At 69.0% G+C, this 23,350-nt stretch carries 21 protein-coding genes; 18 read left to right on the forward strand and 3 right to left on the reverse strand.

Features of this window, described 5'->3' with window-relative positions; translation table 11 throughout:
• The first annotated feature begins 75 nt into the window (after positions 1-75).
• Together G4D86_RS24775 and G4D86_RS24780 are read left to right on the forward strand one after the other, a co-directional pair.
• Positions 76-804, forward strand: coding sequence for a class I SAM-dependent methyltransferase (locus tag G4D86_RS24775; protein ID WP_163996485.1), 729 nt, complete (start codon positions 76-78; stop codon positions 802-804).
• Positions 805-813: 9 nt separating this feature from the next.
• Positions 814-1,797, forward strand: a complete 984-nt coding sequence (locus G4D86_RS24780; RefSeq protein ID WP_163996486.1) for a hydroxymethylglutaryl-CoA lyase — start codon at positions 814-816, stop codon at positions 1,795-1,797.
• A gap of 67 nt (positions 1,798-1,864) precedes the next feature.
• Here the strand turns inward: G4D86_RS24780 and G4D86_RS24785 are convergent, their stop codons facing one another.
• Complete coding sequence (locus G4D86_RS24785; protein WP_163996487.1) at positions 1,865-3,814, reverse strand: TIM44-like domain-containing protein; 1,950 nt, start codon at positions 3,812-3,814, stop codon at positions 1,865-1,867.
• 102 nt (positions 3,815-3,916) lie between these two features.
• Here G4D86_RS24785 and G4D86_RS24790 point away from each other — a divergent pair, with 102 nt between their 5' ends.
• Positions 3,917-4,693, forward strand: coding sequence for an enoyl-CoA hydratase-related protein (locus G4D86_RS24790; RefSeq protein WP_163996488.1), 777 nt, complete (start codon positions 3,917-3,919; stop codon positions 4,691-4,693).
• A 90-nt stretch (positions 4,694-4,783) separates the two neighbouring features.
• Here G4D86_RS24790 and G4D86_RS24795 read toward each other — a convergent pair whose 3' ends face one another.
• Positions 4,784-5,143: a YtxH domain-containing protein gene (locus tag G4D86_RS24795; protein WP_163996489.1), complete on the reverse strand. Its 360-nt coding sequence runs from the start codon at positions 5,141-5,143 to the stop codon at positions 4,784-4,786.
• Positions 5,144-5,352: 209 nt separating this feature from the next.
• Between G4D86_RS24795 and G4D86_RS24800 the strand changes: the two genes are divergently transcribed.
• From G4D86_RS24800 to G4D86_RS24865, 14 genes are all read left to right on the forward strand, one after another.
• Positions 5,353-6,882: an acyl-CoA carboxylase subunit beta gene (locus G4D86_RS24800; protein ID WP_163996490.1), complete on the forward strand. Its 1,530-nt coding sequence runs from the start codon at positions 5,353-5,355 to the stop codon at positions 6,880-6,882.
• A gap of 71 nt (positions 6,883-6,953) precedes the next feature.
• Positions 6,954-8,099 (forward strand): acyl-CoA dehydrogenase family protein, encoded by a 1,146-nt coding sequence (locus tag G4D86_RS24805; RefSeq protein ID WP_163996491.1) that lies wholly within the window; start codon positions 6,954-6,956, stop codon positions 8,097-8,099.
• Entirely contained in the window at positions 8,099-8,962 is an 864-nt protein-coding gene (locus G4D86_RS24810; protein ID WP_205519721.1) for a hypothetical protein, read from the forward strand. The genes G4D86_RS24805 and G4D86_RS24810 overlap by 1 nt, the downstream gene beginning before the upstream one ends.
• Positions 8,963-8,968: 6 nt before the next feature.
• A complete protein-coding gene (rnc, locus tag G4D86_RS24815; protein ID WP_163996493.1) occupies positions 8,969-9,772 on the forward strand; it encodes a ribonuclease III in 804 nt (267 codons plus the stop codon).
• Positions 9,773-9,815: 43 nt separating this feature from the next.
• Complete coding sequence (locus tag G4D86_RS24820; protein WP_163996494.1) at positions 9,816-10,529, forward strand: peptidylprolyl isomerase; 714 nt, start codon at positions 9,816-9,818, stop codon at positions 10,527-10,529.
• 75 nt (positions 10,530-10,604) lie between these two features.
• Positions 10,605-11,156, forward strand: a complete 552-nt coding sequence (locus G4D86_RS24825) for a peptidylprolyl isomerase (protein WP_163996495.1) — start codon at positions 10,605-10,607, stop codon at positions 11,154-11,156.
• A gap of 120 nt (positions 11,157-11,276) precedes the next feature.
• Complete coding sequence (era, locus tag G4D86_RS24830) at positions 11,277-12,221, forward strand: GTPase Era (RefSeq protein WP_163996496.1); 945 nt, start codon at positions 11,277-11,279, stop codon at positions 12,219-12,221.
• A gap of 1 nt (position 12,222) precedes the next feature.
• Positions 12,223-13,602 carry a ribosome biogenesis GTPase Der gene (gene der / locus G4D86_RS24835; RefSeq protein WP_163996497.1) on the forward strand — a complete coding sequence of 460 codons (1,380 nt, stop codon included), beginning with the start codon at positions 12,223-12,225 and terminating at the stop codon, positions 13,600-13,602.
• 103 nt (positions 13,603-13,705) lie between these two features.
• The gene (locus G4D86_RS24840) at positions 13,706-14,512 is read left to right on the forward strand and encodes a tetratricopeptide repeat protein (RefSeq protein ID WP_163996498.1); all 807 of its coding nucleotides are present in this window, start codon (positions 13,706-13,708) and stop codon (positions 14,510-14,512) included.
• Positions 14,513-14,537: 25 nt separating this feature from the next.
• Positions 14,538-15,686, forward strand: coding sequence for an outer membrane protein assembly factor BamB family protein (locus tag G4D86_RS24845; protein ID WP_476705411.1), 1,149 nt, complete (start codon positions 14,538-14,540; stop codon positions 15,684-15,686).
• Positions 15,683-16,111: a (deoxy)nucleoside triphosphate pyrophosphohydrolase gene (locus G4D86_RS24850; protein WP_163996500.1), complete on the forward strand. Its 429-nt coding sequence runs from the start codon at positions 15,683-15,685 to the stop codon at positions 16,109-16,111. The genes G4D86_RS24845 and G4D86_RS24850 overlap by 4 nt, the downstream gene beginning before the upstream one ends.
• Complete coding sequence (locus G4D86_RS24855) at positions 16,111-16,992, forward strand: ribonuclease H-like domain-containing protein (protein WP_163996501.1); 882 nt, start codon at positions 16,111-16,113, stop codon at positions 16,990-16,992. Before G4D86_RS24850 ends, G4D86_RS24855 begins: the two co-directional genes overlap by 1 nt.
• Positions 16,993-17,058: 66 nt before the next feature.
• Positions 17,059-19,203: a M28 family peptidase gene (locus tag G4D86_RS24860; RefSeq protein WP_163996502.1), complete on the forward strand. Its 2,145-nt coding sequence runs from the start codon at positions 17,059-17,061 to the stop codon at positions 19,201-19,203.
• 135 nt (positions 19,204-19,338) lie between these two features.
• Positions 19,339-20,154, forward strand: coding sequence for a DUF3014 domain-containing protein (locus G4D86_RS24865; protein WP_163996503.1), 816 nt, complete (start codon positions 19,339-19,341; stop codon positions 20,152-20,154).
• A 175-nt stretch (positions 20,155-20,329) separates the two neighbouring features.
• Here the strand turns inward: G4D86_RS24865 and G4D86_RS24870 are convergent, their stop codons facing one another.
• Positions 20,330-20,869, reverse strand: a complete 540-nt coding sequence (locus tag G4D86_RS24870; RefSeq protein WP_205519722.1) for a hypothetical protein — start codon at positions 20,867-20,869, stop codon at positions 20,330-20,332.
• Positions 20,870-21,361: 492 nt separating this feature from the next.
• On the opposite strand from G4D86_RS24870, the gene G4D86_RS24875 reads away from it, so the two are divergent.
• Positions 21,362-23,311, forward strand: a complete 1,950-nt coding sequence (locus tag G4D86_RS24875) for a hypothetical protein (protein ID WP_163996505.1) — start codon at positions 21,362-21,364, stop codon at positions 23,309-23,311.
• Positions 23,312-23,350 lie beyond the last annotated feature (39 nt).

Here is a 23,350-nt window from a genome sequence, read left to right on the forward strand (position 1 = left end):
GCACTTGAGCGCGAGCAGGACGCCCGTATCCTTTCCGGGTGGCCTCACCCCCATTGAGGTAGGAGCCACACGCCCGTGTCCTTCTTCGGAGAGCTCTACCTTCGCAGCACGCTGCCCTTCCTCTCGGAGGCCGTCACGGCCCGGGAGGTGGAGTACCTCGCTCGCGCCTTCGCGGACGTGCCGGGCCCCGCACCGGTGGTGGACCTGGGCTGTGGCCATGGACGTCACGCCGCGCGGCTCAATGCCAGTGGCACTCTGGCCGGTCGCGTCATCGGCCTGGAATTAGACGCGCTGTCGCTTTCCATGCGGCGGCCCGGGTTTCCCGCGGTGCAGGGGGACCTTCGTGCACTGCCGTTTCAGGAGGCCTCATTGGCTGGGGCCTACGCCTGGTACTCGACACTCTTCGCCTTCACGGATGAGGAGCACGTGCACATCCTGCGCGAGGTGGCGCGGATGCTGCGGCCGGGAGGGAGGCTGGTGTTCCAGACGGTGCCGTACGAGCGACTGGTGGAGTCACCGGCGGCGGCGTTCCAGCAGACGCTGCCGGACGGAAGCATGTTGGAAGAGCAGAGTCGTTTCGACACGGTTACGGGTAGGGACGAGGGACAGCGGACGCTCTCCCTACCGACCGGTCGGCGTCTCACCGCGTCATATGCCATCCGCTACTATCCCCTTGCGGAACTGACACGTCTGTTGGAAAGCACGGGGTTTTCAACAGCCTGGGTGCACGGTGGGCTGGACGGCGGGCCACCGACATCTCGGTCGACCGATTTGATTGTGGGAGCAGCGCTTCGAAAGCGCTGAGCTCGTCCAGTGGATCCGAACCAGAATTCCCGAGCGCATACAGGCTGGCTGGGCCAGCTCCCGAAGCGGGTCGACGTCTACGAGGTCGGCCCTCGGGATGGCTTGCAGAACGAGCTGCGCACGCTGCCCACGCGAGACAAGGCGCGGCTCATCGACGCGCTGGTCGCCGCGGGCGAGAAGCGCATCGAGGTGACGTCGTTCGTGTCACCGAAGTGGATTCCACAGCTCGCGGACGCGGAGGAGTTGCTGCGCCTCGTGGGGCGGCGGGAGGGCGTGGTGTTCTCCGCGCTCGTGCCCAACCTCAAGGGGCTGGAGCGGGCGAAGGACGCGGGCCTGGAGGAGGCGGCGGTCTTCATCTCTGCGTCCGAGGCCCACTCGAAGAAGAACATCAACAAGAGCATCGCCGAGGCGCTCGCGGGTGCGCGCGAGGTGACGGCGGCGGCGCTCGCGGCGGGCATGCGCGTGCGTGGCTACCTGTCCACGGTGTGGGGCTGCCCGTACGAGGGCCACGTGCCGGTGGAGCGGGTGGTGGACATCTGCCGCCAGCTCGTGGACGCGGGCCTGTACCAGCTGAGCCTGGGTGACACGATTGGCGTGGGCACGCCCCGGCAGACCGAGGGAATCCTCGAGGCGCTGCTGAAGCACATCCCCGTGGAGAAGCTCGCGCTGCACATGCACGACACGCGCGGCACCGCGTTGGCCAACGCGCTGGTGGGACTGTCCGCGGGCGTGACGACGTTCGACGCGAGCATCGGCGGACTGGGCGGCTGCCCCTACGCTCCGGGCGCGGCGGGCAACCTCGCCACCGAGGATGCCGTGTTCATGCTGCACGGCATGGGGGTGGAGACGGGTATCAACCTGGACCGGCTGGTGGAGGCCGGGGAGATTGCCCAGGAGCTCATCGGCCGGAAGCTGGCCGGCAAGTACCTGCAGGCCGCGCTCGGTGAGCGGGAGAAGAAGGCGTCCCGCCGCGTGCAGAGCGCGCAGAGCTGAATCGCGCATCACGGGTTGAACGCAATGAGGGCGGCACCGGGAAGTCCTCCCGGGCCGCCCTTCTCCGTTACAGCTCGCCGAGCATGGAGGACAGCTTCTCCTGCAAGCCCAGGTGGGCGGCGGCCGTTTCGAGCATGCGCCGCTCCTTGCGGTCGATGCGGCCATCCACCATCGCAATCTCCACGATGTTGCGGAGGATGAGCTCGGCCTCCGGAGAGCCGCGCGGCACCAGCCTGTCGAAGAGCTGCGGCCCGGCGCCCAGCGCCAGCTCCACGTTGGCCCACTCCACGCCCCAGCGCTCCGAGCACAGCTTCAGCAGCTTGCGCTCGCTGGACGTCACCTCGCCGTCGGCCGCGGCAATGGCCGCCATCATGTACAGCAGCCGCTGACGCTCCTGCACGTCCATGACGGCGTCGGCGCCGCGGGAGGGGACGCGCTCCCGGTTCGTCTCGGTGGCCACGGCCTTGCGGAGCACATTGGCCTGGTGCCGCTGGTTCTGCTCCACGTTCCACGCCTCGTAGGGCAGGGCGGACGCGAGCACCCAGTCCCGTTCACCGGTACCCAATTGCGTGTTGCAGAAGTCGCACGTGGTGGCGGCGCTGTCGGTGAGCGTCGCGTTGCAGTTGGGGCAGCGGTCCGTGGACATGCCGTTTTCGGCGTTCGTCCGCGCGCCGTGCCTGCGCACCAGCGAGAAGATGAAGCGCTGAGGCACGGTGGGGAGCTTCGGCGGCCGCTCATTCACGGGGCCAATGCCCATGCGCGCGCTCCAGCGCACGTCCACGTGCGCCACGTCGTACCCCTGAGGATTCACCTGCAATGCGGTGACATCCACCGCGCCCACCGCGCACTCCAGGAAGACGCGGCGCCGGCCCTTGCGGCGCAGGTCCTCCAGCTCCGAGCCCAGCCGCTGCACGGCCTCCGTGTTGGCCACCTTCGACAGGGCCTTCGCATCGCCGCGGCTCTGCGCATCAATCCACTTCCAGAACAGCAGCGAGGCGCGGTCCTCGAGAATCTCCAGGTTGAGCGCGGGGTCCGCCTCGCGCGCATCGCGCAGGCCGTCCACCGTCTTGTGGTAGCGCACGTGCTCCACGCCCTGCGTGATCTCCGACAGCGTCCAGTCGTAGTTGCCGGAGTTCACCACCGCGTTGCAGTACTCGCACTTGTTCGCCGCGCCGCCAGCGAACGGGGCGCCGCAGTTGGGGCACTTGCCCTGGTACAAGTCCTCGCCTGGCTTCGTCTGTGCGCCGGGCTTGCGCACGAAGGTCCACACCTCGGTGAAGGCCTCACTGGGCGCCTTGCGCGCCGCGTCCGTGGCCTGCGCGTCGGTGAACGAGGCGGGCACATCCGTGTCACGCATCCGCGCCTGGACGCGAAGCTGGATGCCGTCGAACCACTGGCTCTGCGTGAGGCCGATGAGCTGGAGGTCCAGCACCTCGAAATCGGTAATCGCGTCTCGCACGCCCTGGGCTTCCAGGAGCTTGAGCTGCACGTTGAAGCGCTGCCACGTGGCGTCCGAGAGGAAGGGCCGCACCGGCGTCATGTCTCGCAGGAACCACGCCTTCTGCAGCTCCAGGAAGAGCCACCGCGTCTTGTCGAGCACCGGTTGCAGCTCGAAGGCAGGGTCCTTCAGCTTGAGGGCATTCACCCAGCCCGGCACGTCCCGGTGACCCACCTGCGTGCGCCGGTCCGCGTCGTGCTGGTCCAGGGCGCGCCGGGTGGTGGCGTCCGGGTGCAGGTTGCGCTTGTAGAACCACCAGATGCCGAAGCCGATGGCGATCAGCGGCAGCATCACCTTGGGGTACCGGAAGACGAGCGAGAACAGCTCGTAGATGAGCCAGAGGGGAAGGCCCCCGCCGCCCCCGCCGTCATCGTCGCCCGAGGAGGGACGGGTGTAGTGCTCGCCACCGCCGCCCCGAGCCAGGGCCATCAGGGGAGCAGTCAGGGCCACCACGGCGAGCGCGGAGGGCAGCCAGGGGGCCCACCGGTAGAGACGACGAGGTGCGAAGCGCAGGGACATGCGTCCAATGCTAACCGTTTCCGCCTTGCCAGACCCGGCTTCCCGCCGCACTCTGCCGCGTCCCAGGCGGCCCGCCGGACGGGCCCGGGGAGGGGAGCGCACATGCCGGAATTCAAGGTCGACGCACGGGGTGCCATCGAGATCTGGACCATCGACGGCGAGGGCCGCCGCAACGCCATCAGCCGGGCCATGCTGAAGGAGCTGGGCGACCTGGTCGCCCGCGTGTCCTCGAGCCGCCAGGTGCGCGCCGTCATCATCACCGGCGCGGGCGACAAGGCCTTCTGCGCGGGCGCGGACCTCAAGGAGCGCGCCACCATGGCCGAGGACGACGTCCGCGCCTTCCTCGACGGGCTGCGCCGCACCTTCCGCGCGATTGAGAAGAGCGACTGCGTCTTCATCGCCGCCGTCAACGGCGCGGCCTTCGGCGGCGGCACCGAGCTGGCGCTGGCGTGTGACCTCCGCGTCGCCGCGCCCGCGGCGGAGCTGGGGCTCACCGAGACGCGGCTGGGCATCATCCCCGGCGGCGGCGGGACGCAGCGGCTATCGCGGCTCATCGGCGTGGGCCGGGCGAAGGACCTCATCCTCACCGCGCGCAGCGTCAACGCGGCCGAGGCCTTCAGCATCGGGCTGGTGAACCGGCTCGCCCCGGAAGGGCACCTGCTGGAGGTGGCCTTCGGGCTGGCGGAGTCGGTGGTGAAGAACGCGCCCCTCGCCGTGGGCACCGCCAAGCACGCCATCGACGAGGGCACCGGCCTGGAGCTGGACGACGCGCTCGCGCTGGAGCTGCGCAAGTACGAGGAGATCCTCAAGACGGAGGACCGGCTCGAGGGCCTGCGCGCCTTCGCCGAGAAGCGCGCCCCCGTCTACAAGGGCCGCTAGTTCCTCACGAGGTGCCCCCGGAAACACACCGGGGGCACCGGCCTGGATGAACCAGAGCCGTGCCCCCGGAGGACTTCAGACTGTGGCGCTTCAGGCGCTCGCGGTCTTCTCGGGGCCGACGTTGACGCCCTGCTTGTTCATGTAGCCGATGGCCCGGTCCTTGACGGTGGTGCGCAGCTCCGTGCCCGTCTTCGGGGCGAGGAGCAGCGCCGCCACACCACCCGCGGCCACGCCGAGGATGAAGGCGCCCAGGCCACCCAGGCCCAGCGTCGCGGGCTTGCGGGTGGTCAGCCCCACCAGGTTCAGGACGTCGTCCGGGTCGAAGTCCTCCCACCTGTTCTTGGCGGCGCGCGGAATCTCGTCGATCAGCTTGTGCGCCACCCACTTGCGGTACAGGTCGCTCTTGGCCAACCCCTTCGCCATCCACTTGCCTTTCTTCGCTGCGAACATGCGTCCCTCCTGGGCCAGATGATTGCCGGAGGCGCGTGCCGCTCGCGTGTACGCCCCCGTTGATGCTCCAAGGTAGGCAGGGGAGCCTTTCGCGGCACCCCCCGAGCCCCCTCGTTCACACACTGCGTCGTAAGCTGGACGTCACGACGCGCCGCTCCCTCGGCGAGAAGGCAGCCAGGCGGAAACCTTTCTGCTATGTGGCCCGGGCCATGTCCCAAGACTCGAAGCTGCTGGAGAAGATCGCGCAGGTGGAGAAGGGTGGCGCGCAGAAGTACCACGCGAAGAACACGGAGGCGGGCAAGCTGTTCGCCCGTGAGCGCATCCGCCTGCTGGTGGATGAGGGCTCCTTCGTGGAGGACGCGAAGCTCGCCAACAACCTGGACCCCGAGCTGCCCTCGGACGGCGTCGTCATTGGCCTGGGCAAGGTCGCCGGTCGCACCGTGGCCATCATGGCCAACGACTCCACGGTGAAGGCTGGAAGCTGGGGCGCCCGCACGGTGGAGAAGATCCTCCGCATCCAGGAGACCGCCCGCTCGCTCCGCTGCCCGCTCTTCTACCTCGTGGACTCCGCGGGTGCGCGCATCACCGACCAGGTGGAGATGTTCCCCGGCCGCCGTGGCGCCGGCCGCATCTTCTACAACGAAGTGCACATGTCCGGCTTCGTGCCGCAGGTGTGCCTGCTCTTCGGGCCCTCCGCCGCCGGCGGCGCGTACATCCCCGCCTTCTGCGACCTGGTCATCATGGTGGACGGCAACGCCTCCATGTACCTGGGCAGCCCCCGCATGGCGGAGATGGTGATTGGCGAGAAGGTGACGCTCGAGGAGATGGGCGGCGCGAAGATGCACTGCTCCATCTCCGGCGTCGGCGACGTGCTGGTGAAGACGGAGCAGGAGGCCATCGCCGCGGCGAAGAAGTACATCGGCTTCTTCCCGGAGAACTTCGGCCAGCGCGCGCCCGAGGCCCCCGCGATTGCGCCCAAGGCCAGCGGCAAGCGCGTGGATGAAATCGTCCCCGCCGACCAGAACAAGCCCTTCGACATGCATGCGCTCATCAAGGAGCTCATCGACGAGGACAGCTGGTTCGAGGTGAAGAAGCTCTTCGCGCAGGAGCTCATCACCGGCCTCGCCCGCATCGACGGCATGCCCGTGGGCATCGTCGCCAACCAGCCCAAGTACAAGGGCGGCGTGCTGTTCGTGGACAGCGCGGACAAGGCGGCGCGCTTCATCTGGCTGTGTGATGCATTCAACATCCCGCTGCTCTACCTGGCGGACGTGCCCGGCTTCATGATCGGCACCAAGGTGGAGCGGGCCGGCATCATCCGCGCCGGCGCGAAGATGATCTCCGCTGTGTCCGAGGCCAGCGTCCCGAAGATCTGCGTGGTGGTCCGCAAGGCCTACGGCGCCGGCCTCTACGCCATGAGCGGCCCCGGCTTCGCGCCGGACGCCACCCTGGCGCTGCCCGGGGCGATGATCGCCGTCATGGGCCCGGAGGCGGCGGTGAACGCCGTCTACTACAACAAGATTCAAGAGCTGCCCGAGGCCGACCGGCAGGCCTACGTCCAGAAGCTGCGCGACGAGTACAAGGCCGACGTGGACATCTACAAGCTGGCCAGCGAGCTCATCATCGACGACATCATCCCCGGTGACAGCCTGCGTCAGGAGCTGACCCAGCGTTATCGGCTGTACTCCCAGCGCCACCAGCCCCGTGCCGAGAAGAAGCACGGTGTCTATCCCGTCTGAGTAGAAAACCTGCTCCCTTCGCAAGCCCCCGGCCTGCGCTGGGGCGCTCTGCTATAGATCCTGCCGACACCATGGATTTCGAACTTCCTGAAAGCCACCGCGCTCTCCAATCCTCCCTCCGGGACTTCTGCGAACGTCGGGTGAAGCCGTACGCCCGCGACTGGGACAGGGACGAGAAGTTCCCGATGGAGGTCGTCCGGGAGCTGGGCCAGCTGGGCGTGATGGGCATGCTGGTCGCCGAGGAGTACGGCGGGGCGGCCATGGACTCTCTCGCCGTGGCGGTCGCCGTGGAGGAGATCGCCCGCTACGACGGCTCGCTCGCGCTGACCGTGGCCAGCCACAACGGCCTGGGCACCAGCCACCTGCGCGTCTTCGGCAGCGAGGCCCTGAAGAAGAAGTTCCTGCCCAAGCTCGCCACCGGTGAGTACCTGGGCGCGTGGGGCCTGACGGAGCCTGGCTCGGGCTCGGACGCCTCCGGCATGAAGACGACCGCGGTGCGCCAGGGCAAGAACTGGGTGCTCAACGGCACCAAGATGTTCATCACCCAGGGCACTGTCGGCGACGTCTTCGTGGTGCTGGCGGTGACGTCCCCGGACAAGAAGCAGAAGGGCGTCACGGCCTTCCTGCTGGAGAAGGGGATGCCGGGGTTCAGCCAGCGCGCCATCCACGGCAAGCTGGGCATGCGCTCGTCGGACACGGCGGAGCTGGTGATGGAGAACGTGGAGGTCCCCGACTCGGCCCGCGTGGGCGAGGTCGACCACGGCTTCATCGACACGATGAAGATCCTCGACAAGGGCCGCATCACCATCGGCGCGCTGGCGGTGGGCCTGGGGCGGGGCGCCCTGGAGGAGTCCATCCGCTACTCGCGCGAGCGCACCGCGTTCGGCCAGCCCATCAGCGAGTTCCAGGGCCTGCGCTGGATGATGGCGGACATGAAGACGGAGATGGACGCGGCGCGCCTCCTGGTGCACCGCGCGGCCCGCCTGGCGGACGAGGGCAAGCCGTACTCGAAGGAGGCCTCCATGGGGAAGCTCTTCGCCTCCGAGGCGGCCATGCGCGCCTGCAACAAGGCGGTGCAGATCCACGGTGGCTACGGCTACACCCGCGAGTTCCCCGTCGAGCGCTATCTCCGCGACGCCAAGCTGTGTGAAATCGGCGAAGGCACGAGCGAGATCCAGCGCACCATCATCGCCCGCGAGATCTTCAAAGGGGCGTGATGGACACCGCTCGACTGGAGGGACTCGGGCTGCAGGTGCGGGAGGACGCGGCCGGCACCGAGGCGGTGCTGGACCTGGAGTCCTCCCCGCTGGTGAATCCCGTCACCCGGGCTTTCATCCCCGAGGTGACCTTCCAGGTGATGGGGGACCGGCTCATCCCCATTGCCCCGGCGGCGGTGGTGGGGCTCGCCCCCATCCTGGTGGGAGCGCTCAGCGACGTCTCGGACATCGAGGCGCTGCTGTCGGACGCGTTCAACGAGCACATCTTCCACGTGCAGCGGCGCTCGGCGGAGCTCCAGGTGCTGGGGCTCGCCCCGCGCGTGGACCCGGAGACGCTGGAGCTGTCCACCGAGGTGGTGGACGGCGACCTGGCCGTCATGCTGGTGGCGGACCGGCTGGGCAACTTCCGGGTGGCCCGGGTGGTGCGCGCCGGTGAAGAGCTGCGCACCGCGAGCGGCCACACGCTGGAGCTGTCGGAGTTCCGCGAGCGGGTCGCGCTGACGGGCTACCTCTCCGCGCTGTTCGGCGAGCCGGCGTCCCGGCCCCAGCCCGTGCCGGTAGGTGCCGGGCTGGTGCGCTTCGCGGACATCGTGGAGAAGTTCGGTGCGGAGGCGCTGGTGCCCCCGAGGAGCAGCCTGGAGCTGCTGGCACAGCTCGAGGTCAATGGCCGTCCCTACCGCTTCGCCGCCGCGAGGGTGGCGGGGCGCACGTTCCGGGGGCTGCTGGCGGGGGCCCAGGGCAAGGTGTGGGCGGGGCGGTTCGAGCTGGATGAATTTCCCGGCATCGTCCAGATGGTGGCGGACCTGCTGAAGGTCTCTCCCGAGGCCGTGAGACTGGTGGGGCCGGACGCGCCACAGGAGTGAACGACGTTGAGTGGTTCCGAGAAACCCGGCCTCGCCGAGCGCGTGCAGCTGCTCGAGTCCCGCCTGGGAGTGTCCATCTCCCGGCAGGACCTGGCGATTGAAGCGCTGACCCACAAGACGTACGTCAACGAGAACCCGGACCTGCGCCTGAAGGACAACCAGCGCCTGGAGTTCTTCGGCGACGCGGTGGTGAACCTCGCCGTCGCGGACCGGCTGTGGCGGCGCTACCCGGACGTGCCGGAGGGCTTCCTCACCAAGGTCCGCGCCCGCCTCGTGCACGAGGAGGGGCTGGCCCTGGTGGCGCGGCGGATTCCCCTGGGAGACCTGCTGCTGCTGGGCCGGGGTGAGGACAAGTACAAGGGCCGCGAGAAGAACTCGCTCCTGGCGGACGCCATGGAGGCCGTCTTCGGCGCCGTGTACCTGAGCTCGGGCATGGAGCCGGTGCTCCAACTGGTGGACCGCTTCTTCGCGGAGCTCATCGACGAGGCCGCCGGCAGCCTGGACAAGGACTACAAGACGGCGCTGGGCCAGGTCATCCACGAGCGGCTGAAGATGCCCCCGCGGTATCGGGTGGTGTCGGAGTCCGGCCCGGAACACTCGAAGATCTTCGAGGTGGAGGTCCTCATCGGCGACGAGCCCTTCGCGCGCGCCTCGGGGCGGAGCAAGAAGGAAGCGGAGCAGGCGGCGGCCCGGGTGACGCTGGACATGCTCCCCCAGCGGCTGCCGGCCCCCGGCGAGCCCCGAGCCCGGGAGGAGGAGCCCTCGGCCCCCGCGCCCGTCGAAACGTCAGGGGGCGACACCCCGGCGTGAAACCGCTTGGACGGGGGAGGGGTGGCGCATAAGGTGCCGCCGAATGCGACCCTCCCCCCTCCGAATGACGCTCGCGCTGGTGGCCTGCCTGCTGGCGGGTACCGCCTCGGCCGCCGCTGCCGCCTCCGGCAAGTGGACGAAGAAGGTCGAGTCCGGCAAGGACCTCTACGCCACGCTGAAGACGAGCCAGGGCGACATCGTCGTCCGCCTCTTCTCCAAGGACGCCCCCAAGACGGTGGCCAACTTCGTGGGCCTGGCCTCCGGCGAGAAGGAGTGGCGGGACCCCAGGTCGGGGGAGAAGTCGAAGAAGCCGCTGTACGACGGCACGGTGTTCCACCGCGTCATCCCCGACTTCATGATTCAGGGCGGAGACCCCTCGGGCACCGGCATGGGCGACCCGGGCTACCGCTTCGAGGACGAGTTCCAGAGCGGCCGCACCTTCGACAAGGTCGGCCTGCTGGCCATGGCCAACGCGGGGCCGAACAGCAACGGCAGCCAGTTCTTCATCACCACCAGCATGCCCACGTACCTGAACAACAAGCACACCATCTTCGGCGAGGTGGTGAGCGGCTACGACGTGGTGACGAAGATTGGCGGCGTGCCGCGCGACAACCGGGACAAGCCCCAGACGCCGGTGGTCATCAACCGGGTGGTGCTGAGCGACAAGGCGCCCCCGGGCGTGAAGGCCCCGGCACCGGCGCCGAAGAAGGCTCCGGAGAAGGCTCCGGGCGCGACGCCGGCTTCGCCGAAGCAGTGACACCGCGGCACGCGGGACAGTGGACCTGACACGGGCCCGTCCATCCGGCCGGGCCCCAGCAGACGGGAGGGCAGCATGGGAATGATGGACGAGGCCCAGGCGGGCAAGGACCTGTACGCCACCTTCGACACCACGCAGGGCAAGATTGTCGCGCGCCTGTTCGCGAAGGACGCGCCGAAGACGGTGGCGAGCTTCGTGGGCCTGGCGACGGGCGAGCTCGAGTTCCAGGACCCGCAGTCGGGTGAGAAGACGAAGAAGCCGTACTACGACGGCATCGTCTTCCACCGCGTGATTCCGGGCTTCATGATTCAGGGTGGAGACCCGACGGGCACCGGCCGCGGTGGCCCGGGCTTCAACGTCCCGGACGAGTACCAGAGCGGCCGGACCTTCGACAAAGTGGGCCTGCTGGCCACGGCCAACATCGGCCGTCCCAACACCAACGGCAGCCAGTTCTTCATCACCACGTCCAAGCCGACGTACCTCAACAACAAGCACACCATCTTCGGTGAAGTGCTGAGCGGCTACGACGTGGTGGAGAAGATCGCCGGCGTGCCGCGCGACGGGAGCGACCGCCCCCGGACGGATGTGCGCATCACCAAGCTGACCATCTCGACGACCCAGCCGTAGGCCGCCCGCCTGCCGCCCGTCCGAGCCTGAATGGCCGGGCGGCGGGGCTGTTATAGGGCGCTGTCAGACGTTCCCCCTTCGGGGCTCCCTTTCAGGGACTCCCAGATCACCTCCGAAGCAATGGCCTCCCCCAAGACACATCGCAGCGGCTTCGCCGCGCTTATCGGGCGCCCCAATGTGGGTAAGAGCACGCTGCTCAATGCGCTGACCGGCGAGAAGATCGCCATCGTCTCGCCCAAGCCTCAAACGACTCGCAACCGCATCCTCGGCGTGGTGACGCGCCCGGAGGGGCAGGTGGCGTTCCTCGACACGCCCGGCATCCACCAGGCCAAGGGTGAGCTCAACCGGTACATGGTGGAAGTCGCCCTCAGTGCGGCCGAGGAGGTGGACCTGGTCCTCTTCCTCATCGAGCCGCCCGCGGGCGAGAAGCTCGAGGTGAGCCCGGGCAACCGCACCATCCTCGAGCGGCTGCAGAAGGTGGGCAAGCCCACCTTCCTCGTCATCAACAAGATCGACGCCATCCCCAAGGCGATGCTGCTGCCGCTCATCGAGCTGTACCGCAACGAATTCCCCTTCGCGGAGGTGGTGCCCATCTCCGCGCGGGAGAAGGACGGCGTGGAGCGCCTCTTCGACGCGGTGCTGGGCCACATGCCGGAAGGGGAGAATGTCTTCGACGACGACATGCTCACCGACCAGCAGGAGCGCGTGCTGGTGGCCGAGTACATCCGCGAGCAGGTGCTGCGCCACTGCCGCCAGGAAATCCCCTATTCCACCGCGGTGCTGGTGGACATCTTCGACGAGTCCGAGCGGGAGCCCCGGCCGGGCACTCCGCCGAACCAGCTGGGCGGGCTCATCCGCATCGCGGCCTCCATCTACGTGGAGCGCGACAGCCAGAAGGCCATCATCATTGGCAAGCAGGGGCAGATGCTGAAGACCATTGGCACGGACGCCCGCAAGTCCGTGCAACGCCTGCTGGGCGCGCACGTGTACCTGGACCTCCGGGTACGCGTGGAGCCGCGCTGGAGCGAGCGCCCCGAAGGCCTCAAGAAGCTGGGATACGACTGAGATGAAGCCCCTGGTTGCAATTGTCGGACGCCCCAACGTGGGCAAGAGCACGCTGTTCAACCGCCTCGTCGGCAAGCGCCTCGCGCTGGTCGAGGACATGCCCGGCGTCACGCGGGATCGCCACTACCACGACGCGGAGTGGGAGGGCCGCACCTTCACCTTCATCGACACGGGCGGCTTCGTCCCCGGCGACAAGGACTCGCTGCTCCAGCAGGTGCGAGAGCAGGCCCAGCTCGCGGTGGAGGAGTGCAACGTCATCATCTTCGTCGTCGACGCGCGTGAGGGAATCACGCCCGCGGACGACGCGGTGGCGAAGTACCTGCGCAAGAGCGGCAAGCCGGTGGTGGTGGCCGCCAACAAGCTGGACAACACCACCGGGCAGATGCAGGCGCTGGCCGCCGAGTTCTACAAGCTGGGCCTGGGCGAGGTGCAGGCCATGTCCGCCGAGCACGGCCTGGGCGTGCAGGGCCTCTTCGACGAGGTGGTGGCGAAGCTGCCCCCCAAGGAAGAGGACGAGGACGCCGAGGCCCCGCCGGACGACGGCATCATCCGCGTGTCCATCATTGGCCGGCCCAACGTGGGCAAGAGCACCTTGGTCAACTCCATCCTCAAGCAGAAGCGGGTGGTGGCCAGCGAGATTCCCGGCACGACGAGAGACCCGGTGGACTCGCCGCTGACCTACAAGGGTGAGCAGCTCATCCTCACGGACACCGCGGGCATCCGGCGCAAGAAGACCATTGCCCACCGCGTGGAGCAGTTCTCCGTCATCTCCGCGCTGAAGGTGATGGAGCGCAGCGACGTGGCGGTGCTGCTGATGGACGCCATGGAGCCGGCGGTGGACCAGGACGCGAAGCTGGCGGGCCTGGCCGAGGAGCGCGGCCGCGCGCTCGTCATCGTCGTCAACAAGTGGGACCTGGTGGACGCGGACCAGCGCCGGCAGGAGACCTACCGCGAGTCGCTCAAGTACGCGCTCAAGTTCGTGGGCTATGCGCCCATCCTCTTCACCTCCGCCCTGACGGGCTCGAAGGTGGAGAAGGTGGTGGACGTGGCGGTGGAGCTGGCCAAGCAGTTCCGCTTCCGGGCGCCCACCCCCCAGCTCAACCGGCTGCTGGAGCACATGGTGGACAACCACCCGGCGCCCATCGTCCGGGGCAAGCCCCTGCGCCTGTACTACATCTCCCAGGTGACCACGGCGCCGCCGACCTTCGCGATCACGACGAATCACCCCGAAGGCGTCCCGGACATGTACAAGCGGTACATCACCAACCAGCTCCGCAAGACGTTCGACCTGCGGGTCCCCATCCGCATCTTCTTCCGGGAGCGCCCCGGGCAGGCCAAGCGGCAGGCCCGCAAGAAGCCGCACCTCCAGGGGAAGAGCTGAAGCGTCAGTGCGTTGACACTCGCGGCGCGCGCTCCGTACAGTGCGCCGCTCTTTCACACTCTGCCAGGATAGAGCAGCGTCGTATCTAGAGAGGTTGCCAGACGTGGCCGGAACCAAGACCGAGAAGATTCGCCAGAAGGAGCTTCGCGCGCCGGACACCTTCCAGAAGGTCGGTGTCGAGGCCAGTGACTGGCTGGCTCAGCGGCAGAAGATGATCGGCATCGCCGCGGGCGTGCTGATCCTCGGCGGCCTGGGCGTGGCCATTGCCAGCCAGATGTCCAAGAGCGGCGAGGAGAAGGCCTCCCAGGCGCTGGGCCAGGCGCTCGCCGTCCTGGAGCGTCCGGTGGAGGGCGTGGAGCCCCCGCAGCCCGGCGACACCGAGCCCGCCTTCAAGTCCCTGAAGGAGCGGGACGAGGCGCTGGTGACGGCCCTCAACGACTTCCGCAAGGCGCACGGTGGGACGCGCTCCGCGACGACGGCGGCGCTCACGCTGGGCAAGGCGCAGTTCCGGCTCGGCAACTACCCGGCGGCGCAGGAGGCCTTCGCGGCCTTCCTGAAGGACGCCCCGGAGAATGAGCCGCTGCGCGCCGGCGCGCTCGAGGGCCAGGGCTACGCCCAGGAGGCCCAGCAGAAGTACGACGACGCCATCAAGTCCTTCGACCAGATGGAGGCGGCGGGCGGCGGCGAGTACCTGACGGGCATGGGCGCGTACCACAAGGCCCGCATGCTCATCCTCCAGAACAAGAAGGAGGAGGCGGCGCAGGTGCTCTCGAAGATCTCCACGGACCACCCCAACACCGCGGCGGCGCGGCAGGCCAGCGAGCGGCTGGCGGTGCTCGCCTCGGAGGGCGTGAAGGTTCCGCCCCCGGCGCCTCCGGCGGCGCCGACCACGGGTCAGGACGCGGGGTAGCACGGACTTTATGAAGGAGCGGCTCGTGAGCTGGAAGCGTTGGCTGGGTGGCGCCGCGGTCGCGGGGCTTCTGGGAGGCTGCAGCACGGCGCCGCTCTATACGAATCCGGAGCTGCCCCGGCCCGCGACATTCCGGCCGGGGGATTTCTTCTCGGTGAACTGGTGGGCCTCGCTGGCCCCGCCCACGCGGCTGGAGTACTCGCCGCGCGAGGTGGCGTCCCCGGCCTATGACCCGGACAACAAGCACGTCATCGCGCTCACGCGGGACGGCTATGTCCGCGCGGTGGGGCCGGACGGCAAGGTGAAGTGGTCCTTCCGCACGCCCGTCCGCTTCAACGCGGGCGCCCGGGTGAGCGAGGGCGTCGTCTACGTGCCCGGGGGGGACGGCGTGCTGTACGCGCTGGACTCGGCCACCGGCGACGTGAAGTGGAAGTACACCGCGGGCGAGTCGCTGGCGACGGTGCCGGTGCTGGCGGACGGCCTGGTGCTGGTGGCGTCGGAGAGCGACACGCTCTTCGCGGTGAAGGCCGCGGACGGGGTGTGGGCCTGGCAGTACCGGCGAGACCCACCGTCCGGCTTCACCGTCCGTGGCGCGTCCACGCCGCTGGTGCACGAGGGCACCGCCTACGTCGGCTTCTCCGACGGCTTCCTGGTGGCGCTGACCATCTCCGATGGCAGTGCCACGTGGGAGAAGTCGCTGTCCGGCGCGGGCACCCAGTTCCTGGACGTGGACACGCCGCCGGTGATGAACGAGGCCGGGCAGCTCTTCGTGGCCTCGTACAAGAACGGCATCTTCGCCCTTGAGGCGGAGACGGGCGACATGGTGTGGAACACCACCGTGGGTGGCGTCACGTCGCTGCTGGCGCGGGGGCAACTGCTCTTCGCGTCGGGTGACGGCCGCGTGGACGCCTACCTGGCGGACAGCGGGAAGCTGCTCTGGTCCCTGCCCCTGGGGGAACGGGCGGCGTTCGCTCCGGTGTTCGCCCAGGGAATGCTGCTCGTGCCCATCCAGCGCTCGCTGCTGTTCCTGGACCCGAAGACGGGCAGGTCTCGCGTGGCGTGGAACCCGGGTGATGGCATCACCGCGACGCCCTTCGTCCGGGGCAAGCAGGTGTTCGTGCTGTCCAACAACGGCTACCTGTACGCCCTGGACGTGAACGGGTTTCGCGGGTGACGGTGGCGGCGACCAGGACGGTCCGCGTCGTCGCGGCACTGATTCCGAGGCCCGAGGACGGCAACCGGTTCCTGGTGCAGCAGCGGCTCCCCGGCGGAAGCCGGGCCCTGCTGTGGGAGTTCCCCGGCGGCAAGGTGGAGCCGGGGGAATCGGACGAGGTCGCCCTGGCCCGCGAGTGCCGTGAAGAGCTGGACGTGGAGCTCTCCGTGGGCCGGCGGCTGTGGGAAGGCCGGCACACGTACCCGGACCTCACGGTGGAGCTGGTGCTCTACGCCGCCCGGATGGTGACGGGCGAGCCGAAGCCGCTGGGCGCCCACATGCTGGCGTTCCACACGCCGGCGGAGATGCAGGCCCTGCCGTTCTGCGAGGCGGACATCCCGCTGCTGAACGACCTGGTGGCGGGAAGGCTGGGCTCGCTCGATTGATGCTGCAGCGGACCTTCCAGCACATCCCCGGCGTGGGGCCCTGGCGGGAGAAGGACCTGTGGTCCCGAGGCATCCGGACCTGGGACGACTTCCCGGCCGCGGGCACCGGGGTGGCCATCAGCAAGAAGACGGACGACATCGCCCGGGCGCGCATCACGGAAGCCCGCGAGGCGCTGGAGCGCGGGGACCTGCGCAAGCTGGCGGAGCTGCTGCCGCCCCGGGAGCACTGGCGGCTGTACCCGGCGTTCCAGGACGACGCCGTCTACTTCGACATCGAGACGGACGGGAAGGAAGCGCAGGCGCCCACGGTGGTGAGCCTGTTCGACTCGCGTGGGCTGCACGTCTTCATCCAGGGCCGGAACATGGACGCGCTGCCGGAGGCGATGGCGGAGCGGCGGCTGTGGGTGACCTTCAACGGCTCGTGCTTCGACGTGCCGGTGCTCCGGGACTACTTCGGGCCGGGGCGCTTCCCGGTGCCGGACGCGCACATCGACCTGCGCTTCGTCACGCGGCGGCTGGGCATGGGCGGCGGGCTGAAGGAAATCGAGGGGAAGATTGGCGCCGAGCGGCCGCAGCACCTGAAGGGCGTCAACGGCTACGACGCGGTGCTGCTGTGGCGGGCGTACCTGCGCCGCGGGGACGTGGAGGCGCTGCGGTACCTCGTCGAGTACAACCTCTACGACTCGTTCCAGCTCCGGACGCTGATGGACTTCTCGTACAACCGCGGCGCGGACGAGCTGAACCAGGACGTGCCCCGGGTGCCGGTGTTCGACCGCGGCGACGTGCTGTACGACGTGAGCAAGATCATCCTGGACCTGGGGCCCACCGAGCGGGATTTGCACACGCTCGCGAGGGTGCGGGCCATGGAGCAGGATTCCTGAGCGGGTAGGGTGCCAGGCTCGTTCAAGGGTGCCGCTTCTTCGCTCCCGACGAAGTAAAGGTGCCCCATGCGCACCCGCCGGCTTCCCTTCGCAGCCCTCGTCGTCTTCGCCGCGCTCAGCAGCGCCGCCGCCCAGCCCGCCACGTCTCCGCTGGGGCCCGTGTCGCCCACCACCGGACTGGTGCTCCGGGACGACGTGGTGCGCGCCCTCATCCAGGAGAGCTCCGGCGACCGCATCCACGACAACGTGCAGCGGATCTCCCTCCTCGCCCGGGACACCCAGGGAGGCTACGGCGAGGCAGCGGTGTGGATGAAGGCCGCCGCCGAGACCGCGGGGCTGCAGGACGTGCACCTGGAGGCGATGAAGGACGGTCCCCAGTGGCGCGCCACCCACGGTGAGCTGTGGGTCGCCGGTCCTCACCGGTATCGAGTCACCTCGTACGCGGACCTGCCCATGTCCCTGCCGTCGGGCAGTGGAAGCTTCGAGGGCACGGGCCTGGAATTGGTCGACGTGGGCACCGGCATGAAGGACGCGGACTACGAGGGCCGGGACCTGAAGGGCAAGGTGATCCTTACCCGCGGCCCTCCGGGATTCGCCGTGCGCAAGGCGGTGGCGGAGCGCGGCGCCGTGGGCGTGGTCTCGTCGTACTCGACGCCGCCCTGGAACGCCCCCCACCGCATGGACGGCGACTTCCCGGACCAGGTGGGCTGGACGCGCGTCGCGAAGGAGCTGGTGCCGCCGGGCCAGCGGGCGCCCTTCGTGTTCATGGTTTCGGACCGTCAGGGTCGCGAGCTGCGCGCGCAGCTGCAGGCGGGCCCGGTGAAGATGGACGTGAGCGTCGCCACCGAGACCTTCGAGGGCCACTACAACATCGTCAGCGGCGTCATCCCCGGCACCCGCGCCGGAGAGGAGGTCGTCCTCACCGCCCACCTGGACCACTACAAGCCCGGGGCCGACGACAACGCCTCGGGGGCGGCCACCCTGCTGGAGATGGTGCGCACCTACACCACGCTCATCCGCCGAGGCGTCCTGCCGCCGCCGACGCGCACCCTGCGCGTGCTGTGGCTGCCGGAGTTCGATGGCACCCGCGGCTGGTTCTCCCGCCACGCCGATGACCCGGTGCGGAGGGTGGCCAACTACAACTTCGACATGCTCGGCGCGAGCCTGACCCGCACGCACTCGCGCTTCATGGCGACCTACACGCCGGACTGGAACGCCAGCTTCGTGAATGCCGTATCGGAGTCCACGGTGGACTTCATGAACCGCTTCAACGGAGTGGCGTACCCGCCGCGGAAGGACTTCCGCATCGGCTCCGTCACCGGGTCGCAGGACCCGCTGGACATCCACATGGAGCGCTACAGCCGCGGGTCGGACCACCAGCTCTTCAACGACCACGGCATCCCGGGCGTGGCCTTCTCCACCTGGCCCGATGACGGCTACCACACCAGCGGCGACCGGGCGGAGAACGTGGACCCCACCCAGCTGCACCGCGCCGCCTTCGCGGGCCTGGCCTCGGTCACCGTCGCCGCCTGGGCTGAAGGCTCGGAGGCCCTGGAGCTGGCGCGACTGGTGGCGGTGCACGGCGTGCGGCGCCTGGCGGAGGACGAGTTCAATGCCCGCCGAGACCTCGCTTCGGCCCCCGCCGCGCAGCTGCCCGGTGCCTACCGTCTGTCCCGCGCCGCCGTACGCGCCGGCTACCGACGCGAGCGCGAGGCCCTGCGCTCCTGCATTCCCCTGGGCGCGCCCGCCGCGCCGGTGCAGGTCATGGCCAAGGCACTGGAGGCCACCGAGGCCCAGGCGCTGGGCCGCCTGGAGGCGGATGGCAAGGCACGCGGCGCCTCCCTGCGGGAGCCGGCCCTCGCCGAGGTCGAACGCAGGGCCCGGGCCTTCGTTCCGCGCCGCGTGAAGGGCCAGGAGCTGGCCTCCTTCGACGAGCTGGCGAGCCGGGTGGGCCCCGAGAATCAGGCCCGCGTGGCCGCCGTGCAGGCCGTCATGACCGCCGCGACCACCGCCCTGCGAGAGCGTGGGGAGGACGAGCTGCGCTTCTTCCAGCTGCCGGATGCCGTCGCGAGCTACGCCGACGGAAGGCGCTCCGTGGCGGACATCCGCGAGGCGGCCTATGCCGAGTACGGCCACGCCTTCCCCGAGGAGGCGCTCCTGGACCTCTTCGGGCTGCTGGAGCAGGGCGGCATCATGACGCGTGCCCGCTGAGGGCGCTCCCGCCACGCTGCGCGACGCCGGGGTCGAAGAAGGTCGCGATGTGAAGTGCCCGCCATCCCGGCCCCGGCCCGGTGGAATGCGCCGGGGGCCCGTTTGTAGGTTCTGGGGCCCACAACGGAGGAATGCATGAGCGACCCGATGAATCCGACGCCCGCAGGAGTCTCGCCGCCGCCCTCGGAGCCTCCGCGGGGCTCCCGGGCGAAGACGCTGGCCGTCGTCCTGCTGCTGGGCGGCCTGGCCCTGGTCGCCTCGTACTACGGGCTCCGACGGCAGATCCGCGCGCCCGAAGTGGTCAGCGCCCCCGTAGTCGACGCTGGGAGCGCCGCGCCGCCCGTGGAAGAGGCGTCACTGACAGAGAGCGATGGTCGCGTTCGTGACTTGCTGGGCCAGCTCTCGCGTGAGCCCGAGTTCGCGAAGTGGCTTCAGGAGAAGGACCTGGTCCGGCGCTTCACGGCGGCGGTGAACAACGTGGCCGAGGGCGCCAGCCCGCGGATGGTCCTGGGGTTCCTGGCCCCGGCCGGTGGGTTCGCGGTCTCCCAGGTCGACAGGGCCACGACGGTCATCGACCCGAAGAGCTATGGGCGCTACGACACGGTGGCCCGGGTGTTCGGGTCGCTGGACGCGCAGGCCGCGGGCAGCGTGTACCGGGAATTGAAGCCGCTGATCGACCAGGCCCACCGGGAGATCGCGCCGCCGGGCCAGCCTTTCGACAGGACGTTCAGCCAGGCCATCCAGCATCTGCTGGCGGTTCCGGTGCAGGAAGGGCCCGTGGAGGTGAAGCCGCAGGGAGCGCTCTACGCGTATGCCTCGCCGGAGCTGGAGGGACTGAGCCGCGCCCAGAAACACCTGCTGCGCATGGGCCCGGAGAACATGCGGACCCTCCAGGCGAAGCTGCGCGAACTGCAGAGCGCGCTGGGCCTGCCTCCGGTGGCGGAGCGCTGAACGACGGGTGCCGGCAGGGCGCCCAGGAACATTTCCGGGGTCCGGGCGGCTCAAAGAACATTCTTTTCGCCGGAAAGAACATTCTTCGAGCCCGGAAGGGCGCCAAAGAACATTCTTGGAGGCCGGCGGGCGTCAGAAGAACATTCGTGACGCCAAGAGGCGATCCAAGGCCGGGCTACTTGCGTTTCTTCTTCTTGGCCGGCGGAGGCGGAGCCGGCTTTTCCTTCTCGCCAGCGACCTGGAACGGGGCCCGGAGCTCTTCGACGTCGCGGCCCAGGGCATCGGTGAACCCGGAGCCGGTCTGGGCGTCGACAACCAGGGTGTACTCGAAGCCCGTTTTCAGGGGCTGCGGCAGGTTGATGCGGTACACGACGCCGGCATCGGATTCCTCGACGTCATCGTCGGAGACCATGGCGCGCTCGGCCTCGTCGAAGAGGCGGACCCGGTAGTTCCGGAGGCCCACGGAGCTGCGCAACTCGAGCGCCGACGTGGGCTCGATCAGCGGCTTTTCATCCGGCGCGAGGGAGATCTCGGCCAGGCCGGCATCCGGGGATTGGTAGGTCAGTGAGAACCGGGCGGGCGGAGGCGTCGCGGGGGCCTGCACGGCCTCGGTGGTGCCAGCATCGGGCGTGGCCGTCGGCTTGTCGGGGCAGCCGGCCAGCACGAGGGCTCCGCAGCAGGTGACAGCCGCCAGACCGAATCGAAGGAAGCGCATGGGCCGGCCACGGTATGCGCGTGAACGGGCTCCGGAAAGCACGGAGTGCCGTGCAGGCAGCCGAGCCTCAGGCGAAGTGACAGGCCCAGAACGCGCCCAAACGGCCCCAGGTCTCCCTCTGTCGGAACGTCCGATAACATGCGTTATGTAAACTAAGCGGCTGGGAATCCAGGTGGTGATTTTGCGACCTGGGCCCAGGTCGATGTCCCGGCTTCTGCTCGTCAGTCCCGGCTTCTGCTCGTCACGCTTCCCCTTCTTCCGACTCAATTTCGAAGCGGAGGCCCGGTCAGCGAAGACGCCGTGCAGACCTGACTGCGTCGAGCCGCTGCCCCAGTCCGCCCCGTCGGCCCATTGAGCATGAACGCCGGAGCGCGTGTCCTTCGGCACGCGCTCCGCTGGTTACCGTGGCGCTGGTATGCTGCCTGTCGCTGCGGGCTGCCTGGCCGGAAACGCGCCGCAGTGGTGTTTCTGGGGCTCCATCTCATGAAATCGATGTCTTCAGTCTCAGCCCGTCGTGCTTCGGCACTCGGGCTCATCAGCATGGCGTTGTTGCTGGCATGCGAATCCTCGAAGCAGCAGCCGACCCCGCAGGTGGCGACCCGGGTGCTCATCAGCACCACGGAATCGACGCTGGCCCCTGGTGAGCGCACGACGCTCTTCGCCTTTGTGGAGGGCCTGGGGCTCGACAACCGGGAGGTGTCCTGGACGTTACAGGGTCCAGGCATGCTCTCGCCCGGAGGGGGCCGCCAGGCCGTGTACCAGGCGGACGCAACGTCGACGGGGATGGTGACAGTCGTCGCCACCTCGGTCGCTGACTCGCGTGTGTCCGCGACCCAGCAACTGACGCTGGCTGCCGCGTCGACGGACTCCATCCAGACGTTCCTCTACGATCCCGTCTGCACCGACCAGTCCTGCAGGTCCTCCGTGCCCGCGGGCGACTCGGCGCGCGTCCTCGTCCGTGTCAAATCCACCTACGAGGTCGCCTCCGTGGTGGCCAGGGTTCCGGACACGGACCGAGAGGCCGTGCTCCCGCACCTGCCCGAACCGACTCTCAGTGAGTACTTCGAGGGGCGGCTCGCGCTGCAGGGCATCTCGCAGGGAGTCCACCCGCTCGAAATCGTGGTGACGGACACGCGAGGCAACACGCGCGTGACGCAGGCGCGGCTCGTGGTGGACCGCCCGCCGAAGGGGGCTCGCGAGGCTCCACGCTCCCCGCGCATCGCCGTGTCGGGCCCCCTTCCCGTCCTTGCGACGTGCACGGACGACGGCCCGGGTTGCGTGCTGGAGCTCCGTGTGCGCGATTCACCTGACGCGCTGGCGCGCGCAACGACGCGACTGGACACCGTCGTGGACCTGAGCGCCTACGCGAACAGTGGGCTGTACATGGATCTGACGGTGTCGGACGCGCTCGGCCAGACGGAACGGCAGACGATGACCACCTCCGTCGTGGCCAACCCCGGCCTGCAGCGAGTGACCTCGGTGCCGGGTGTGCTTCTGGATGCGGACGAGACGCGCCTGCTCTTCGCCCCGCGCGAAACCGAAGGGCGCCTGCCCATCGGCCTCGTCCTCCAGGACCGCGCCTCCGGCTCCATCGTCACGACGACAGCGCCCGCGAACGCGCCGGTGAGCAGTTGGTGGCTCACCTCCATCGGCGCTGTCTTCGTACTCGAGCACGCGCTGACGAATCCGCCCCCCATGGGCGCGTTGTTTGCTCTCCACGGAGACACGGGAGCACTGACCACGCTGGAGCCGGACACGAGATTCGCGGTCTCAGGCGTCCGTGCGGCGGGCGACTACGTCGTCTGGAGCCAGGGCATTTTCCTGAAGGTCCGTCAGCTGTCCACCGGCACAACCGTAACCGTGAACCTCAATCCTTCCAGCAGCGCCTCGAACGACGTCGCGGAGAATGGGTTGGTCGCGTACAGCCTGAACGGGACTATCTTCACGCGTCATGGGGGGGAAACGCACCAGCTGACCCACAATGTCGCGAGTTCCTTCCCGCGCACGGATGGCACCCGGGTCGTCTTCCAGCAACCTGACGCAAGAGGCTGGACCTTCCTCACGCTGTGGACGGGAACGTCGCTCGAGGCGCTGACGCAGCCGTCGCCTGTGCTCGTATCTGCGAGCCGCAAATATGAAGTGCGTGCTGGCTGGATCGCGTACACGGACGCAGTGGACAACGGGCCGGAGCAGGTGTGGCTGCGCAGCCCGACTGGCGAGGTCCGCAAGGTGTCGGATTTCGCGACGTCCAGCCGCGTCGAGGCACTGACCGCCGACGGGCGCGTCGCGGTGCGCACCGGGTCTGGGGCCCAGGAGCGGTTGCTGGTGAGCCGCGAGGACGGCACGCTGCAGGACCTGGGGCTCGTGGAGGGGCCAGCACGGTGGCTGGACGGGGCATGGCACGTGCTGTGGGCGGACACGCTATTCCGCGTCGTTCCGTAGTCCGCGGGCCTTCATTGCAGTGCGCAGCGCGCTGTTCCC

This window comes from Pyxidicoccus caerfyrddinensis, from assembly GCF_010894405.1.
Taxonomy (GTDB): domain Bacteria; phylum Myxococcota; class Myxococcia; order Myxococcales; family Myxococcaceae; genus Myxococcus; species Myxococcus caerfyrddinensis.

What these genes read in the sequence shown, in the direction of transcription:
- G4D86_RS24785 (WP_163996487.1), bottom strand. Translation starts at nt 3,814, where the DNA reads ATGTCCCTGCGCTTCGCACCTCGTCGTCTCTACCGGTGGGCCCCCTGG.
- G4D86_RS24790 (WP_163996488.1), top strand. Translation starts at nt 3,917, where the DNA reads ATGCCGGAATTCAAGGTCGACGCACGGGGTGCCATCGAGATCTGGACC.
- G4D86_RS24795 (WP_163996489.1), bottom strand. Translation starts at nt 5,143, where the DNA reads ATGTTCGCAGCGAAGAAAGGCAAGTGGATGGCGAAGGGGTTGGCCAAG.
- G4D86_RS24800 (WP_163996490.1), top strand. Translation starts at nt 5,353, where the DNA reads ATGTCCCAAGACTCGAAGCTGCTGGAGAAGATCGCGCAGGTGGAGAAG.
- G4D86_RS24805 (WP_163996491.1), top strand. Translation starts at nt 6,954, where the DNA reads ATGGATTTCGAACTTCCTGAAAGCCACCGCGCTCTCCAATCCTCCCTC.
- G4D86_RS24810 (WP_205519721.1), top strand. Translation starts at nt 8,099, where the DNA reads ATGGACACCGCTCGACTGGAGGGACTCGGGCTGCAGGTGCGGGAGGAC.
- G4D86_RS24820 (WP_163996494.1), top strand. Translation starts at nt 9,816, where the DNA reads ATGCGACCCTCCCCCCTCCGAATGACGCTCGCGCTGGTGGCCTGCCTG.
- G4D86_RS24825 (WP_163996495.1), top strand. Translation starts at nt 10,605, where the DNA reads ATGGGAATGATGGACGAGGCCCAGGCGGGCAAGGACCTGTACGCCACC.
- era (WP_163996496.1), top strand. Translation starts at nt 11,277, where the DNA reads ATGGCCTCCCCCAAGACACATCGCAGCGGCTTCGCCGCGCTTATCGGG.
- der (WP_163996497.1), top strand. Translation starts at nt 12,223, where the DNA reads ATGAAGCCCCTGGTTGCAATTGTCGGACGCCCCAACGTGGGCAAGAGC.
- G4D86_RS24855 (WP_163996501.1), top strand. Translation starts at nt 16,111, where the DNA reads ATGCTGCAGCGGACCTTCCAGCACATCCCCGGCGTGGGGCCCTGGCGG.
- G4D86_RS24860 (WP_163996502.1), top strand. Translation starts at nt 17,059, where the DNA reads ATGCGCACCCGCCGGCTTCCCTTCGCAGCCCTCGTCGTCTTCGCCGCG.
- G4D86_RS24865 (WP_163996503.1), top strand. Translation starts at nt 19,339, where the DNA reads ATGAGCGACCCGATGAATCCGACGCCCGCAGGAGTCTCGCCGCCGCCC.
- G4D86_RS24870 (WP_205519722.1), bottom strand. Translation starts at nt 20,869, where the DNA reads ATGCGCTTCCTTCGATTCGGTCTGGCGGCTGTCACCTGCTGCGGAGCC.
- G4D86_RS24875 (WP_163996505.1), top strand. Translation starts at nt 21,362, where the DNA reads ATGTCTTCAGTCTCAGCCCGTCGTGCTTCGGCACTCGGGCTCATCAGC.